Annotated in this window: 17 protein-coding genes; 10 read left to right on the forward strand and 7 right to left on the reverse strand. The window is 39.8% G+C overall.

Translation table 11 applies throughout. The features are described from left to right. The 4 genes from ACTG7L_RS09465 to ACTG7L_RS09480 form a co-directional block, all read right to left on the reverse strand. A complete protein-coding gene (locus ACTG7L_RS09465; RefSeq protein ID WP_439328326.1) occupies nucleotides 1-1113 on the reverse strand; it encodes an anhydro-N-acetylmuramic acid kinase in 1113 nt (370 codons plus the stop codon). A gap of 77 nt (nucleotides 1114-1190) precedes the next feature. Next, entirely contained in the window at nucleotides 1191-1841 is a 651-nt protein-coding gene (gene nfsB / locus ACTG7L_RS09470) for an oxygen-insensitive NAD(P)H nitroreductase (RefSeq protein ID WP_439328327.1), read from the reverse strand. A gap of 124 nt (nucleotides 1842-1965) precedes the next feature. Next, complete coding sequence (locus ACTG7L_RS09475) at nucleotides 1966-2484, reverse strand: glycosyltransferase (protein ID WP_439328328.1); 519 nt, start codon at nucleotides 2482-2484, stop codon at nucleotides 1966-1968. Nucleotides 2485-2504: 20 nt separating this feature from the next. Then, nucleotides 2505-2978, reverse strand: a complete 474-nt coding sequence (locus ACTG7L_RS09480; protein WP_439328329.1) for a glycosyltransferase — start codon at nucleotides 2976-2978, stop codon at nucleotides 2505-2507. Nucleotides 2979-3185: 207 nt separating this feature from the next. On the opposite strand from ACTG7L_RS09480, the gene glmU reads away from it, so the two are divergent. Together glmU and pckA are read left to right on the forward strand one after the other, a co-directional pair. Then, entirely contained in the window at nucleotides 3186-4553 is a 1368-nt protein-coding gene (gene glmU, locus ACTG7L_RS09485) for a bifunctional UDP-N-acetylglucosamine diphosphorylase/glucosamine-1-phosphate N-acetyltransferase GlmU (RefSeq protein WP_439328330.1), read from the forward strand. 222 nt (nucleotides 4554-4775) lie between these two features. Beyond that, nucleotides 4776-6392, forward strand: coding sequence for a phosphoenolpyruvate carboxykinase (ATP) (gene pckA, locus ACTG7L_RS09490; RefSeq protein ID WP_439328331.1), 1617 nt, complete (start codon nucleotides 4776-4778; stop codon nucleotides 6390-6392). Nucleotides 6393-6871: 479 nt separating this feature from the next. On the opposite strand, the gene aspA is transcribed toward pckA, so the two are convergent. Further along, on the reverse strand, nucleotides 6872-8299 hold the full coding sequence (gene aspA, locus ACTG7L_RS09495; protein WP_439328332.1) for an aspartate ammonia-lyase: 1428 nt from the start codon (nucleotides 8297-8299) through the stop codon (nucleotides 6872-6874). Nucleotides 8300-8703: 404 nt separating this feature from the next. Between aspA and ACTG7L_RS09500 the strand changes: the two genes are divergently transcribed. The 8 genes from ACTG7L_RS09500 to ACTG7L_RS09535 all read left to right on the forward strand — a co-directional run bounded on the left by ACTG7L_RS09500 (nucleotide 8704) and on the right by ACTG7L_RS09535 (nucleotide 15499). Further along, complete coding sequence (locus ACTG7L_RS09500; RefSeq protein WP_439328333.1) at nucleotides 8704-9993, forward strand: dicarboxylate/amino acid:cation symporter; 1290 nt, start codon at nucleotides 8704-8706, stop codon at nucleotides 9991-9993. A 99-nt stretch (nucleotides 9994-10092) separates the two neighbouring features. Further along, entirely contained in the window at nucleotides 10093-10776 is a 684-nt protein-coding gene (locus tag ACTG7L_RS09505) for an aspartate/glutamate racemase family protein (protein ID WP_439328334.1), read from the forward strand. Nucleotides 10777-10841: 65 nt separating this feature from the next. Further along, nucleotides 10842-11876, forward strand: a complete 1035-nt coding sequence (locus ACTG7L_RS09510; RefSeq protein WP_439328335.1) for an iron ABC transporter substrate-binding protein — start codon at nucleotides 10842-10844, stop codon at nucleotides 11874-11876. Next, on the forward strand, nucleotides 11876-12859 hold the full coding sequence (locus ACTG7L_RS09515) for a FecCD family ABC transporter permease (protein ID WP_439328336.1): 984 nt from the start codon (nucleotides 11876-11878) through the stop codon (nucleotides 12857-12859). The genes ACTG7L_RS09510 and ACTG7L_RS09515 overlap by 1 nt, the downstream gene beginning before the upstream one ends. Further along, entirely contained in the window at nucleotides 12856-13605 is a 750-nt protein-coding gene (locus ACTG7L_RS09520) for an ABC transporter ATP-binding protein (protein WP_439328337.1), read from the forward strand. Before ACTG7L_RS09515 ends, ACTG7L_RS09520 begins: the two co-directional genes overlap by 4 nt. A gap of 1 nt (nucleotide 13606) precedes the next feature. Next, complete coding sequence (locus tag ACTG7L_RS09525) at nucleotides 13607-14428, forward strand: class I SAM-dependent methyltransferase (RefSeq protein WP_439328338.1); 822 nt, start codon at nucleotides 13607-13609, stop codon at nucleotides 14426-14428. Between the two features lie 19 nt (nucleotides 14429-14447). Next, complete coding sequence (locus tag ACTG7L_RS09530) at nucleotides 14448-15119, forward strand: glutathione S-transferase family protein (protein ID WP_439328339.1); 672 nt, start codon at nucleotides 14448-14450, stop codon at nucleotides 15117-15119. A 194-nt stretch (nucleotides 15120-15313) separates the two neighbouring features. Further along, nucleotides 15314-15499 carry a hypothetical protein gene (locus ACTG7L_RS09535; protein ID WP_439328340.1) on the forward strand — a complete coding sequence of 62 codons (186 nt, stop codon included), beginning with the start codon at nucleotides 15314-15316 and terminating at the stop codon, nucleotides 15497-15499. 91 nt (nucleotides 15500-15590) lie between these two features. On the opposite strand, the gene rpe is transcribed toward ACTG7L_RS09535, so the two are convergent. Together rpe and ACTG7L_RS09545 are read right to left on the reverse strand one after the other, a co-directional pair. Next, nucleotides 15591-16259: a ribulose-phosphate 3-epimerase gene (rpe, locus tag ACTG7L_RS09540; RefSeq protein ID WP_439328341.1), complete on the reverse strand. Its 669-nt coding sequence runs from the start codon at nucleotides 16257-16259 to the stop codon at nucleotides 15591-15593. A 29-nt stretch (nucleotides 16260-16288) separates the two neighbouring features. Next, nucleotides 16289-17014 carry an RIO1 family regulatory kinase/ATPase domain-containing protein gene (locus ACTG7L_RS09545; RefSeq protein WP_439328342.1) on the reverse strand — a complete coding sequence of 242 codons (726 nt, stop codon included), beginning with the start codon at nucleotides 17012-17014 and terminating at the stop codon, nucleotides 16289-16291. Nucleotides 17015-17259: the final 245 nt, after the last annotated feature.

Below are 17259 nucleotides of genomic sequence, written 5' to 3' on the forward strand. Positions count from 1 at the left end.
CTATTTGGGAAAAATCACGCCTAAACTCACCGCACTTTTTGCGCCTGTTACGTCAGGCAAATTACTTGGTAAATTATGCAGTCGTTGATAGGCCAACCATGCAAAGGCAGCCGCTTCCATATAGTCTACATCAAACCCTAGCTGATTAGTTGTCGTCACCCACCAAGTTGGCAATAAATCAGTTAAGCGTTGCATAATCAACGGATTTTTCGCCCCACCACCGCACACCAACAATTCACAAGGCAAGCCTTGATGGTTCAATTTCAACAGCTCATTCACCACGCCTTGTACAGTAAATTCTAGCAAGGTGCGTTGCACATCTTGTGGTAAAAGTGCGGTGTTTTTTGACAATTTTTTTTCTAACCAAATTAAATTAAATAGCTCTCGTCCCGTGCTTTTCGGCGGAGCTTGTTGAAAAAACGGCTCATCTAATAAATCCGCTAATAAAGGCTGATTAACCTGTCCACTTGCTGCCCATTCGCCATTTTTATCGTAACGTTTGCCCTGATGTTGTTCGATCCAACAGTCTAGTAAGGTATTGCCAGTTCCGACATCATAGCCAATGGTTGAGCAATAAGGATGTAACACAGAAATATTGCTAATGCCGCCGATATTTAAAATTACTCGTAACCGATCAGGCACACTTAACATGGCTTGATGAAATGCAGGAACAAGCGGCGCCCCTTGCCCGCCCATCGCTATGTCTTTACGGCGAAAATCCCCTATCGTGGTAATGCCAGTTTGAGCCGCCACAACATTCATATCGCCGATTTGCATGGTAAAAGGATTAGTGGAATTGGGCGAATGCCACACCGTTTGACCGTGGCAACCAATCGCCAAAATCTGCGCCGATGTTAACCGCACTTTTGCTAAAAGTTGATTCACACAATCCGCATACAGCACGCCTAATTGGTGATCTAATTCGCCTAAAATTGGCAAGCTAGTTTGCCCTGATTGCACAAGTGCGGTGATTTTTTGCCGAATTTCTTTAGGCATGGACACAAAATCACAGGTGATAATAGCCGGTGGATTCTTACCAAAATCCATTAACGCTAAATCCACACCATCAAGGCTCGTGCCAGACATCATACCGATGTAGTATTGTGGTTTCATAGATCGCTTGTTTTTATTTTATTTGCGTATATCATCTTATTGATTTAGCAGTAAAAATTAATCAGCCAATTCGCAAATTACGCTTGAGTAAAAATCATGTCATCAGTTAAACGAGATTTTGGCAATTTTGCATTGAAATCATCGGCTGCACGGTAGCCAAATGATACCACCGCAAGGGCAGTATAGCCTTTTTCTTTTAAGCCAAATTCTGCATCTAAGGTGTTTAAATCGACACCTTCCATCGGAACGCTGTCAATACCAAGAGCCGCCGCAGTCATCAAGGTAAAGCCCATATTTAAATAGGTTTGGCGTGCGAACCATTCAGGCTCATCTTTCAGATTATTGCGGTGAATGCCTAAAAATAAACGGCGAACGTCATCACCTGTTTTCTTGTCTTCGGCTTTAGCATAACGACCGTCTTTGTCTTCTTGCTCTAAAATAGCATTTAATAACGCTTCGCTCGCTTCAATCGCACTAGCGAATACCACAACGTGAGAAGCATCGGTCACTTTTTTTAAGTTGAACGGGAAGTTTTCAAAGGCTTTGGCAATGCGTGCTTTGCCTGCCTCGTCTGAACCCACGACAAAATGCCAAGGTTGGATATTTACGCTTGACGGGCTTTGACGTAGCGCATCTTGAATATGCGCCCAGTCTTCAGCTGAGATTTTACGAGTGGGGTCAAAGGCTTTGGTTGAGTAGCGTTGTGCGGTAAAAATTGATGTATTCATAAAAATATTTCCAAATTTGAATAATTAAAAGGACAACTATTATACCGTATTTTGTCGTTTTTTATCCGCCTATTTCTATGATTATTTGTAAATGTGCGGTGTTTTTTAGTCACTTTTTGTCAAGTTAATGGGTTAATTCAATCTCTGCTATACCTTTCACTACATAATCAAAATTCTGTTTATAAATTTGTTTAGCAAGAGGTTGGAAATAATCAGGTGGTAAATTCACAATCATTTCCCAGTTTAAACTTTTGTAAAAATCAAAGAGATTATTTCCGAAAAGTAAATGGGTTTTAAGATTGATGCCTAAATCTCCAATAGCGATATGCAACAATGGATTGTCTAACTGATGCCAAGGTTTGTGTTCAAAAGCAAAATGCAGAATACAGGGGAAAATAAATTTATCATTTTTTTCTTGTATGAAGTTACTCATATCTTGATATAAATACATGATTTGATAATTGTATTGTTTCGGTAGCGGATAATAATGCTCTTGGATTAAATGATTTAATACGTCTTGGTCGGGAAATTTTGAAACAGAAAGTTGTTTTGTGGTTTCAATCAAGGTACGTTCATCTAAATGCCACAAATTAGAATCAAAAAATAATACGCCAGAATTAAAATAATATTCAGGCTGCAACATAAAAGCGTCCTTGACAGCCGCTACACCATAAGGCACGCTGTTCTGTTCTGTTCTGTTCTGTTCTGTTCTGTTCTGTTCTGTTCTGTTCTGTTCTGTTCTGTTCTGTTCTGTTCTGTTCTGTTCTGTGCAGGATTTTGCATTAAATCAAACACGTGGGTCAAATTTTCATTTACCACAATATCAATATCTAAATAACACCAATGATTATCTTGCTGATAGGGAAATAAACGGCTAATAAAATAACGAGCAAACATCATATTAGTAAAACGCCCAACGGCTTGCAAGCCTGCAAAATCAGTTTCATTCAATACATAATAGAAAAATTTGCTATGTCGCTTGGCAAGATAGTAATTGATTTTTGCTACAAATTCGGCTGATGGTTCTTCATTCATCAGTAGGAAAATATAGACATTTTCGTGATAACACATCACCGATTTTAAAACGGTTTCAAAGTGAGGCAGATAATTGTTATCGGCGGCAAAGACGAAGTTCATTGATAGCAACCTGTAAGCGATAATAGAATGGAGGAATTTTAAATTATTTTAGTATAAATGGCTATTTTTATAGTTACCGTTAAATTAGACTAGATGGATGAATTCCTATATTAGGATGTCGCATGATAACGATATTAGACCATTTCACAAAATCCGTGTAAAATACACCGCACTTTACTTCTATTTTTAACCCCATTCGAGAAACCAATGATGACAAAATTAAGCGTAGTGATCCTAGCCGCTGGCAAAGGCACGAGAATGTATTCTGATTTACCGAAAGTGTTGCACAACGTGGCGGGCAAGCCGATGGTAAAACATGTGATTGATACCGCAAAACAGCTCAATGCCGAGCAGATTCATTTAATTTATGGCCATGGTGCAGATTTGTTAAAACAACGTTTAGCGGATGAACCTGTTAATTGGGTGTTCCAAGCGGAACAATTAGGCACTGGACATGCTATGCAACAGGCCGCACCGTTTTTTAAAGATAACGAAAATATTGTGATGTTATACGGTGACGCCCCATTAATTACAGCGGAAACCTTGCAAAAACTGATTGCGGCAAAACCGCAAAATGGCATTGCGTTATTAACAGTGAAGTTGGATAACCCAACGGGTTACGGGCGGATTATTCGGGAAAATGGTTCCGTAGTGGCCATTGTTGAGCAAAAAGATGCTAATCCTGAACAGTTAAAAATCACTGAAGTGAATACTGGGGTTATGGTATCTGACGGCGCCAGTTTTAAAAAATGGTTAAGTCGTTTGGATAATAATAATGCTCAGTGCGAATATTATATGACTGACGTTATCGGGTTGGCGAACCAAGACGGTTATCAAGTTGCCGCCGTGACTGCCGATGATATTATGGAAGTAGAAGGAGCCAATAATCGTTTACAGCTCAATGCGTTAGAACGTTATTACCAACGCAAACAGGCGAGCCGTTTATTGCTATCTGGCGTCAGCCTTGCCGATCCAGAGCGTTTTGATTTACGTGGCGAATTAAGCCATGGTAAAGATTGCGAAATCGATATTAACGTGATTATTGAGGGTAAGGTTCAATTAGGTAATGGTGTAAAAATCGGGGCGGGTTGTGTGCTGAAAAATGTTGTCGTGGGTGACAATGTAGAAATTAAGCCTTATTCCGTATTTGAAGATTGCACCGTGGGCGAGAAAGCCATTATCGGACCATTTAGCCGTTTACGCCCTGGTGCAGAACTCGCTGCTGAAACCCATGTGGGTAATTTTGTAGAAATCAAAAAAGCGACTATTGGTAAAGGCTCAAAAGTAAATCATTTAACCTACGTTGGCGATGCAGACGTGGGGGCAAATGTGAACGTCGGGGCTGGGGTGATTACCTGTAATTATGACGGTGCCAATAAATTCAAAACGGTGATCGGCGATAATGTGTTTGTTGGATCTGATTGCCAACTGGTTGCCCCTGTTAACATTGCAAATGGTGCAACGATTGGAGCAGGTACCACGATTACTCGAGATGTGGCGGAAAATGAGCTTGTGATTAGCCGTGTACCACAAAAACACATTCAAGGTTGGCAACGTCCAAGTAAGAAAAAATAATTGTCGCTTTCAGCGAAATTTTATGGGTTTATCCTTTATTTCAGTAAAAAAATTGATAAACTAACCAAGGGTATGGCATTCAACTTGATCCATATCAAAAAAACAGATAAAACTTCAACTTTTTTTCAGAAATTTGATCGAGTTCAGGTTTTTTCTTGTAAAAAAGTTATAGAATACGCACATCCATTAATTTTTAATTTTCTAACTCTAATGAGGTAATGTATGACTGACTTAAACAAAGTAATCAAAGAACTTAACGACATTGGTATCACTGGCGTAACAGAAATTGTTCATAACCCAAGTTATGAACTGCTATTCGCAGAAGAAACCAAAGAAGGTTTACAAGGTTATGAAAAAGGTATTGTAACCACAACAGGTGCAGTTGCAGTAGATACGGGTATCTTCACTGGTCGTTCACCAAAAGATAAATACATCGTATTAGATGACAAATCAAAAGACACCGTTTGGTGGACAAGTGATGCCGCTAAAAACGATAACAAACCAATGAGTCAAGAAACCTGGAAAAGTTTAAAATCCTTAGTGACTCACCAACTTTCTGGTAAACGTTTATTCGTGGTTGATGCGTTCTGTGGTGCGAATGCCGATACTCGTTTAGCGGTACGTATCGTTACCGAAGTTGCATGGCAAGCTCACTTTGTGAAAAACATGTTTATTCGCCCAAGCGATGCTGAATTAGCGAACTTCAAACCGGATTTCGTGGTAATGAACGGTTCTAAAGTGACCAATCCAAACTGGAAAGAACAAGGCTTAAACAGCGAAAACTTCGTGGCATTCAACATCACTGAAGGCGTACAATTAATCGGTGGTACTTGGTACGGCGGCGAAATGAAAAAAGGTATGTTCTCAATGATGAACTACTTCTTACCATTACGCGGTATCGCATCAATGCACTGTTCTGCTAACGTGGGTAAAGACGGCGACGTTGCGGTATTCTTCGGTTTATCTGGTACAGGTAAAACTACCCTTTCCACTGACCCTAAACGTAAATTAATCGGTGACGATGAACACGGTTGGGATGATGACGGTGTATTTAACTACGAAGGTGGTTGCTATGCGAAAACTATCAACCTATCTAAAGAAAACGAACCTGATATCTATGGTGCCATCAAACGTGATGCCTTATTAGAAAACGTAGTGGTTCGTGCTGACGGTTCTGTTGACTTTGCAGACGGTTCAAAAACAGAAAACACGCGTGTTTCTTACCCAATTTATCACATTGATAATATCGTTGAACCTGTATCTAAAGCAGGTCATGCGAAAAAAGTGATTTTCTTAACCGCAGATGCGTTCGGTGTATTACCACCAGTATCTAAATTAAGCCCAGAACAAACTAAATACTACTTCTTATCTGGTTTCACTGCGAAATTAGCCGGTACAGAACGTGGTATCACAGAACCAACACCAACATTCTCAGCTTGTTTCGGTGCCGCATTCTTAAGTTTACACCCAACACAATACGCTGAAGTATTAGTGAAACGTATGGAAGCTGCTGGTGCAGAAGCGTACTTAGTGAACACAGGTTGGAACGGTACAGGTAAACGTATTTCAATCAAAGATACTCGTGGTATCATTGATGCGATCTTAGACGGTTCAATCGACAAAGCAGAAACTAAAACATTACCAATCTTCAATGTTGAAGTGCCAACTGCGTTACCAAATGTTGACCCTGCGATCTTAGATCCACGTGATACTTATGCAGACAAAGCACAATGGCAAGCCAAAGCTGAAGATTTAGCTAACCGTTTTGTGAAAAACTTTGAAAAATATACAGTAACAGCAGAAGGTAAAGCCTTAGTGGCAGCAGGTCCTAAAGCATAATCTTTGCTAAAAGATGATACAATAATGAGAAAGTGCGGTGGATTTCACCGCACTTTTTTTGTTTTCAAACAATGAATATATCTCGACATACTTATTGATTTCTCAATATAAGTAAGTTCCCATGAGCAATATTTGCTAGATTTTTAAATGGGAAATAAGTTGCGAGTAAACTCTATATTCTTGATTATGAAGCGTATGTGTATGATCCTAGTAAAGAAAGAAGTCCATATTCATATGGAAGCCGTGGTGATTTCTACTGTCAGTTTGAATAATAAGATTTTTTCTATTATTGAGTATTATTCTGTACTGATTTTAGTAGATATGAATAAGTACACGAGTAGGCAAAGTTGATTATGTGCTTAAAAAGTTTAACTATGAAAACCATGATTAAGTTTTAAATTAGCATCAATATGAAAAATAAACAAAAAATCACCGCACTTTCCCATCCCCAAAAAGTGCGGTGAAAACTGACCAGATTTTTATTCGTCGTCAGTAAAACGTGTGGCTTTATAGGTTGGGTTCATCAAGTTTTCCACCGAAAGAATATCATCTAACTGGGCCTCGGTAAGCAAGCCTTTTTCTAACACCACGTCACGTACACTGCGGCCCGTTGTGGCGCAGATTTTACCGACAATATCACCGTTGTGGTGGCCAATAAATGGATTGAGATAGGTCACGATACCAATGGAATTAAACACGAAATTCTCACAAATTTCTTTGTTTACCGTGATACCGTCAATACATTTATCCCGTAAATTTACGCACGCATTGGATAAAATCTGAATAGATTCAAACATGGCTTGGCCAATCACGGGTTCCATGACGTTTAATTGTAATTGCCCCGCTTCTGCCGCGAACGTGACGGTAGTATCGTTACCAATCACTTTAAAGCATACTTGGTTCACCACTTCTGGCACTACCGGATTGACTTTGGCTGGCATAATGGAGGAGCCTGCTTGTAATTCTGGCAAATTGATTTCATTTAAGCCTGCTCTTGGGCCAGAAGAAAGCAAACGTAAGTCATTACAAACTTTGGATAATTTCACCGCGGTTCGTTTTAAAGCACCATGCACCATTACATAAGCACCACAATCGGAAGTGGCCTCAATTAGGTTCTCGGATGGCACGCAAGGCAAACCGCTCACTTCTGCTAAGTATTTGACCGCAAGTTCAGTATAGCCCTCAGGCGTATTTAATCTTGTGCCGATTGCCGTGGCGCCAAGATTGACTTCTAGCAATAATTTGGCGGTATGTTGTAAATTACGCACTTCTTCTTCTAATAATACCGCAAAGGCTTTAAACTCTTGCCCGACAGTCATTGGCACCGCATCTTGTAATTGGGTGCGTCCCATTTTTAACACGTTGGCAAATTCTTCCGCTTTGTTTTCAAAGCCTTGTTGTAAATAATGGATACGGTCAATTAAGGTGAGAATGCTGTTATACACCGCAATACGGAAACCCGTTGGATAGGCGTCATTGGTGGATTGACTGGCGTTGACATGATCCATTGGGTTAATAATATCGTATTGTCCTTTCGGATGACCTAATAATTCCAATGCGAGATTGGCCACTACTTCGTTGGTATTCATATTGACTGACGTACCTGCCCCACCTTGATACACATCAGAAGGGAACTGATCCATACAGCGTCCTTTGAGCAAAATTTCATCACAGGCTTGCACAATGGCTTTGGCGATTTTTTTCGGAATGGCACCGAGTTCACCATTGGCCAGTGCGGTGGCTTTTTTCACCATCACCATACCCCGCACAAACTCAGGCACATCAGAAATGGTATTGTTGGAAATGTTAAAATTTTCTACGGCTCTTAAGGTGTGAATTCCCCAATAAACGTCATTTGATACTTCACGTTCACCCAATAAATCCACTTCAATACGTGTATTACGCATAAATTTCTCCTTAATGTTTTTGGTTAGGTTAAATTTATGTAAATAATACCGAAAATTTATTAAAAAAAAGTTGATCGAGATCACATAATTCACATTGCATAGCATATATAAATTTATGTGTCGAATTAGAAAAAATAAGGGTAAATATGTTGTTTTGATGAGGAATGATTTAATTTTTTAGCATTATATGTTGTGGATGTGAGAAATAATATACTGATAAGTAAATGCTATTTAATAGTTTGTTCGGTTCTTTAGAGAAATTCTAAACAGGTCTGTTTTTTTATGAGAATCATTAAAATTTGTTGGATTTGTGAATGAAAACGGGTATATTTTGGCCTCGAAGAAGTGCGTTTTCTTTTGGCGGACTTCAGATCCTAAAAATTAACCCTTTTACAGGAAATAATATGACTTCAACAACTCAACAAAAAGCAAATTCCAAATTGCTTGTGCGCATTATTGTGGCATTAGTGATTGGTGCTGCGCTCGGTATGCTGTTACCGCAAAATTTTATGATAGGTGATACCTCATTGGTCAGTGTGATTACCCCTTTCGGTGATTTATTCGTCCGCTTGTTAAAAATGATCATGGTGCCGATCATCATTTGTTCATTAATCGTCGGGTCAAGTAGTATTTCACCCGCTCACTTAGGTCGTGTTGGCGGTAAAGCAATTTTATTCTATGCCGTCACAACATTGATTGCAATTTGCATTGGTTTGGCTTGTGCAGCTGTTTTTGCCCCTGGTTTAGGTTTAGACTTAAGTGATGCCTCAAAAGCGGTAGAAAAAGCGGCAAATGCACCAAGCATGGGACAAATTTTATTAAACATTATCCCAACTAACCCATTTGACTCCATTGCCAAAGGGGAGATTTTGCCGATTATTGCTTTCTGCTTGTTCTTCGGTGTGGGTTTAGCATTTTGCCGTGATAGCAAAGATGAACGTATCAAAAATTCAGCGGATACGGTATTTAATTTGTTTGATGGTATGAGCGAAATTATGTTCAATGTGGTACGTTGGGTCATGCAATATGCACCAATCGGGGTATTTGCCTTAATGTTTGTGGTTTTCAACAAAAGTGGTGCGGCAGCTTTCGGTTCATTATTCAATGTCACTGCCACCCTTTATGTGGGACTTGCAATCCAAGTGTTAGTGGTTTATACCGCAGTTTGTGCGTTAGTTGGTTTGAACCCATTCGTGTTCTTGAAAAAAGTCCGTCCACCAATGTTAACTGCCTTTGTTACCAGAAGTTCTAATGGTACCTTGCCAATTACGATGCAATCTGCTGAAAACATGGGGATTCCAAAATCCGTATATGGTTTCGTGTTACCGGTTGGCGCAACGGTGAATATGAATGGTACAACCATTTACTTAGGCGTCTGTACCATGTTCATTGCTAATGCGTGCGGTATTCCATTAACAGGTAACGACTACTTCACTATTATTATCACGTCTATGCTTGCGGCTATCGGTACAGCGGGTGTGCCAGGTGCGGGTGCATTGATGTTATTACTTATCTTAGAATCCGTAGGGATTAAAGTCAGTGGTAGTGTTGCCATTGCTTACGGCATGATTTTAGGTATTGATGCCATTTTAGATATGGGTCGTACATCAATGAACGTCACGGGTGATGCTGCCGCCGCCGTCTACGTGGCGAAAACCGAAAAAGAACTCGATTTGGAACAATGGAATAGCTAATATTCCTGACTAGATTTCAATTGATATTCTTTTTTGATAGGATTGCACAGGTTGCAATCCTATTTTTTGCTAGAAAGAAAAACAGAAACGGAGAAAAAAATGAAAAGAGTTGGGATTATTGGCGGTATGGGCCCTTTGGCGAGTGCAGATCTTTATTTGAAAATTATTCAAGCCACGCATGCAAACAGCGATCAAGAAAATATTCCTCTGATTATTGATAACTTTCCTCAAATTGAAGATCGTACCGCATTTATTTTAGGTTCTGGCGAAAATCCTGTTACCAAATTAATTGAAAGTGCGACACGCCTCAAAAAAGCCGATTGCCAAGCCTTTGCCATGGCTTGCAACACGGCGCATTATTTTTCTCAAGAGGTGGTAAATGCGGTTGATTTACCGATTATTCACATTGCAGAAGTGACGGTAAAACATATTTTACAACAGCATCAATCTGCCCGAAAAGTGGCCGTATTAGCGACAACAGGAACGAAAAAAGCACGAATTTATGATCAACCACTCGAACAAGTGGGATTAATCAGCGTACCATTGAGTGAAGATATTCAAATGACGTTAATGGATTGTATTTATAAAGGTGTGAAAGCGGGTAAAATTGAGGATTATGTGAATATTTTTGAAACCTTAGTCAATCAAATTGAGGCGGATATTTTTATTGCAGGTTGTACTGAAATTCCGTTATTTTTACCTTTGATTCAGAGTGATAAAACCTTTATTGATCCCACATTAGAATTAGCCAAAGCCATAGTGGCGTTTTCTCGATCATTGTAATTCTGATTGTATTCTCATTATGCTTGCTATATATTTAGATATATAGCAAATAACAAGGAGAAATTATGACTAATCATTCATCACGTCGCCAATTTATCAAGGGTATGTTTGTTGGTTTATCTTGGTTAGTCTTGCCACCTATTGTTTTTTCCCAATCCACACAATCTCTTATTATCCGCACAGGCTTACTGAACAAAACGCCGCAGCGAATTTTAAGTGCGGGCTTTGTGTCAGATCTCTTATTAATGGCACTCTGTCCCGAAAAAATGGTGGGGATCGCCACCGATTTAAAACCCGATAGCAAGCCATTTTTATCGGCACAAATTCAAAACTTACCCCACATCGGACGAATTGCAGGGCGAGCATCTACCGCTCCCGTAGAAAAAATTATCAGCCTAAATGCGGATTTGATTTTAGATGTAGGCAGTGTGAGTGAAACCTTTTTATCCACTGCCGAGAAAATTAGCCAACAAACCCAATTGCCGTATTTTATTGTGGCAGGAAGGTTGGCGGATTCCGCTCAACAATTCACCGAATTAGGCGAGTTATTACAAGAACAGCCAAGAGCAAAAGCCTTAGCGGAATTAGCCAATGAAATATTAAGCCAAACCCATCAACGTTGTGCAACGGATAACACTAAGGTGTATTTAGCTCGGGGTGCGGACGGTTTAGAAACCGCCTTAAAAGGGGCAATTCATACGGAAGTACTGGATTGGCTCGGCTTACAAAATGTGGCGGACGGTGCAGGCGAGAAAAAATTAGCTCGCGTATCAATGGAGCAACTTTTCCAATGGCAGCCCGATTTCATCTTAACTCAAGATGCTAATTTTTATCAACGAACGCAACAAGATCCCTTGTGGCAGGCGTTAACTGCGGTGAAAAATCAGCGAGTTTTTCTAGCCCCGAGTTTACCCTTTAATTGGTTGGATTCACCACCAAGCGTCAACCGTTTATTGGGTTGTGTGTGGTTGGCTCACCAATTAAAACCTACCGCTTTATCACAAGCCAATGCTTACGATTTGGTGCAGCGTTATTTCCGTTTGTTTTACGGGTATCCACTTTCTTCAACAGAAATGACCGTGCTTTTTGGAAAAAGATAATGCCTATTTTTCGCTTAATGTTACCTGTGGTCTTGTTAATTATCAGCGTTGTAATTGCGGTTAGTTCAGGGCAATATTCACTTTCTTTAACGGAAATTTGGCAATCTATCAGTCAGTACGGTAACGAACTCTCGCAACAAGATATTATACTTTGGAATATTCGTTTACCCCGTATTGCCACGGCTATTTTAGTTGGTATCGCTTTATCGGTAGCCGGTGTAACCTATCAAGGTATGTTTAAAAATCCGTTGGTTTCCCCTGATATTTTGGGCGTGACATCGGGAGCGGGTCTTGGGGCTGTGACGGCAATTTACTTTGATTTTCCGTTACCCGTGATTCAATTATTCGCCTTTGTGGGTGGTTTATTGGCGGTCGGATTGGTGTATTTTATCGCCAGTACGGTTCGCCGTCAGCATCCCATTTTAGCCCTTGTTTTATCGGGGGTCGCCATTTCCGCCTTGCTCGGAGCAGGCATTTCCTTGCTGAAAATTCTCGCCGATCCTTATAGCCAATTAAGCACTATCACCTTTTGGTTATTAGGTGGATTAAATATGACCAGCTTTGATGATCTGACACTGGTGGCTCCGTTGGTGCTGCTGGCTTTGATTCCATTGATATTATTACGCTGGCGGATGAATGTGTTAAGCCTTGATGATGAAGAAGCCACGGCACTGGGCGTAAACTTGCATCGCACCCGTTTATTATTCATTTTATGTGCGACCTTAATGACATCCGCCGTGGTATCGGTGACAGGCATTATTGGCTGGGTCGGCTTAATTATTCCGCATATTGCACGTCTTTGGATTGGGGCGGATTTCCGTTTATTGTTGCCCACATCAATGTTATTCGGAGCCGCTTTTTTGTTAATTACCGATACCTTAGCACGTTGTTTGTTTGCCATTGAAGTACCATTAGGCGTGATTACCGCTTTTGTGGGAGCACCGTTTTTCTTGAGTTTATTAATCAAAGGGGAACGGCAATGATTGATGTTAAAAACCTGAAAATGGGTTATCAACAAACCGTTGCAGAGAATCTGAATATTCATTTCCCTAGCCAAAAAATCACCGCGTTATTGGGAGCAAATGGCTGCGGAAAAACCACCTTGCTCAAAACGATTTTAGGTTTAATCAAACCATTACAAGGTGAAATTCTGATCGAAAAAAAACCGCACTTTGCTTGGACTGCCGCTCAATTGGCTCGCACTATTGGCTATGTACCACAAGCTCAACAAGGGGTATTTTCCATTCAGGTGCTGGATATGGTGCTACTGGGCAGAACGGCTTATTTGGCTTGGTATGCAACACCCCGTTCGCAAGATAAACAGATGGCACAACAATGCCTTGATCAGTTAGGCATTGCCCATTTAGCCCATAAATCCTATATGGCATTAAGTGGCGGTGAACGGCAATTGGTGCTGATTGCACGGGCGTTAGCTCAACAGCCCCGTTGTTTGGTGATGGACGAACCTACGTCTAATCTGGATTTTGGCAATCAAATTCGAGTGCTGGAACACATTCAACAGTTACGTCAACAAGGCTTAACGGTAATTTTCACGACCCATCAACCCGATCAAGCGTGGCGTTATGCGGATAATGTGGTGTTAATGGATAACGGGGGCATCCTTAAACAAGGCTCACCCGATGTGGTAATGAATGTGGCATTATTGGCTCAAATTTACCGTTTACCCCCAGATGTGATGGCTAAAAATTTACCCTTAGTTAAGGAATAAAATGAACACGATTCACGATATTAATTTTGCGGAACTTTACCAAAATCATATTCAATTGGCGACTCGAGAACCTAAACAGCCACAGGATTGGGATCGCAAAGCGGAGCAAATGCAAGGCAGTCAATTTGATTTAAACAATCGCTATGTGCAAGATTTTTTGAGCCGAATGGATTTAGATGGTGTTAATTCGCTGTTAGATGTGGGCTGTGGTGGCGGTGCTATTAGCTTGGCTTGTTCCCCTTATGTTAAACAGGTATACGGTTTGGATTTTAGTCAAGGTATGTTAAATCTGCTCCAACAACGTTGCCAACAGTTGGATATTCATAATGTTTCACCGATTTTACGCTCGTGGGAAGATGACTGGGCGGATGTGCCAGAATGTGATGTTTGCGTGTCTTCACGTTCATCAATGGTCAATGATTTACAAGCGGCGTTAGATAAACTTAATGCCAAAGCCAAAAAAGCCGTGTATATGACGATGACGGTGGATAAAGACTTTATTGATCGCGATGTGTTGCGATTTATCCACCGAGATGGTGTGGGCTTCCCCAATTATATTTATGCGGTGAATATGTTGTATCAACAAGGCTATCAAGTGAAAGTGGATTTTTTAGATAGCGGTTGTGGAATGGTTGCCCCTGCGGTGGAAAAAAGTGCGGTGCTTTCTGAACAAGATTTTATTCGTACTGTGATGTGGTCAATTGGTAGCAATCTGACCGACGTGGAAATCGCCAAATTAACCGACTATTACCAGCAGCATCAAGGCAATCTCAACGTTCGCCCTACAATGAAAAAATGGGCGTTTTTGAGTTGGTTGAAATAGCTAATAACAGGAGAGAAACATGCTCACATTACACCATTTGAATAATTCACGTTCTTTACGCATTTTATGGTTATTAACAGAACTAAAAAATGAATATGGATTGGAATTTGAATTAGTACAGCATCAACGGCAACCCAATTTCTTTGCCCCCGATAGTCTGGCTCAAATTCATCCCACAGGCAAAGCCCCTATTTTGGTGGATGAGGGTAAGGTGATGGTCGAGTCAGGATTTATTATTGAATATTTACTGCGTTATTATGATAAACAACAGATTTTTTTGCCTACGGATGATGAAAGTTGGCAAGCCTATCATTTTTGGTTGCATTTTGGTGAATCCTCCATGATGCCACCATTGGTGATGCGGTTAGTTTTTTCAGGTATTGTAAAAAAATCACCATTTTTTATACGCCCTATCACTAAAAGTATTCAGCAGAACATAGAAAAATTATGGCTGACTAACAATATTAATCAAAACATCGATTTATTGGAACAAGCATTACAAAAGAGCGATTATCTTGCAGACAAATTTACGGGAGCCGATATTCAGGTTTACTTTGCCGCCAAAGCCATAAAAGAGAAAGGGGGCTTAACCGCTAAACATAGCCATATTGAACATTGGTTAGCTTGTTGTGAAGCTCGAGATAGTTATATTCAGGCAGTACAAATGGGTGGGGCATTGAATTTTAGTTGATTGTGATAAAAATAGACTAAAATATCACTAGCATCTAAATAATATTCAATTTAGTCAGCTGTAAACCAAGTAAAGTCCTTGAAAGTAAGATTAAAGTAACGAAATTACCATGTCATAAATTCTTTGCTTATGTGGATTGAAAAATCTTATCTTTTTATTTAAGCCAAACAGCTGAATCTCGACGTTATGCGTTAGTGAATAAAAAATACAAAACCTTATCAGGTTTTGGCACCACGGATGCTAAAATCAGTTACACCTTTAAACAGGGCTTAAGTCTTGATGTGGGTGTATCTAATATCTTTGATAAGAACTACTATCTCACCGATGGTTATGCAGAAGAAGGGCGAGTTTATTTTGCTAATGTAAAATATTCGTTCTAAGACTATAACGTTGGTTCAATAATAGAAAATGAGCGCCTGCTATCCCTTAGTTTTAATGTGATAGCGGGCGCTATTTTTATCTCGAAAGATTTTAGATGTGAGCGAGTTCGGCTCGCATTGCATCAATGACTTTTTTGTAATCGGGTTGATCAAATATGGCGGATCCCGCTACAAACATATCCGCACCAGCTTTGGCAATTTGTGCAATATTGTTAATTTTTACGCCGCCATCAACTTCTAAACGGATAGGCAAGCCACTTTGATCAATACGTTGGCGTACTTGTCTGAGTTTGTGAAAAGTAGCTGGGATAAATGATTGTCCACCAAAACCTGGGTTAACCGACATTAATAGAATAATATCCACTTTATCCATAACATAATCTAAATAGCTTAATGGTGTGGCAGGATTGAAAACTAAACCAGATTGGCAACCTTGATCACGAATAAGTTGTAAGGTGCGGTCAATATGGATACTAGCCTCGGGGTGAAAGGTAATGGATGTTGATCCAGCTTTGGCGAAATCAGTGATTAAACGTTCTACTGGGCTCGCCATCAAGTGAACATCAATGGGGCAAGTAATGCCGTAATCACGCAAAGATTGGCAAATCGGTGCACCAAATGTGAGATTCGGGACATAATGGTTATCCATGACATCAAAATGAATTAAATCTGCACCGCAGTTGATGACCTTTTCTACATCTTCACCTAAACGTGCTAGATCAGCAGAAAGAATAGATGGGGCGATTAAGTAAGGTTGCATACGATTTCTCCTTTATAAAATGATATGCGTTATTTTATCAGAATATCATCGTTGTAGCATACTTCGATCAGTAAATAAATGGCTTTCAAATCTTTACCTGCTATTTTTTTGAAAGGTGATAATAGCCAGTAAGCGAAACGATAATAGCGGAGTTTATCTAATGTGTGTTGCCAGATTTTGTGTTCCGTAAAGTTTTTATAAGTCAGGATAGTTTGTTTAATTTGTTCTTTAGTGAGAATGGATTCACGGCATATTCCAATAAGAAATAAAATATTATCTTGTACTTGTTGTTGAATAGGGCTATGAGAGATGGTGTCGACTTCAAAATCAATAAAGCTAACGACGCCATTTTTCCATAGTATATCTTTTACAAAAGGTCGACCATGAACTAGATTTTGTTTATGCAAATTTGCTAATGCAATAGCACTGTCATTGAGAATCTGTTGTTTTTGTTCGGATGAAGTCAAGGGATCTGTAATCCAATGATTAACAGAAATCCCAGCATCGTCCATGACTAACATATCATCGTTAGCAATATAAATATGAGGAATAGGCGCATCTTTTTGTTGTAATTTTAATAAGCGCTCCACTTCTTTACGGAATCTTTTTCTTGGGTGTGGTTTGAGAAAACGTTGAGAACCTTTAGTCTGTTCGGGCTGTTTTAGCCAATAATTTTGGTTTTCAAAGATGAATGAGTAAGTGCGCTTTTCTGGATATTGAATACATAGCGCTTTAGCGTATTGTTCTAGTGTCATTTTTTCTTGTGAGAAATTGAAAGATTTATTATATCACCAAACCAAAGCATTTTATGGTTAAGAGAGGTGATTTTGTTGGTTTTCTGGGTGGGACGGTTTTTTTTCATAAAAATTGATAAAAAACACTTGCAAAGGATTTTCAAATCTCTATAATACGCCACACACAACGACGCACTGTTGTGAAAATCGAAGTTTCTAGCGTGCGTCGTTGTTTTTTGTTCTTTAACAATTTATCAGACAATCTG

It is taken from the genome of Lonepinella sp. BR2357, assembly GCF_051851525.1.
Taxonomy (GTDB): Bacteria; Pseudomonadota; Gammaproteobacteria; order Enterobacterales; family Pasteurellaceae; genus Lonepinella.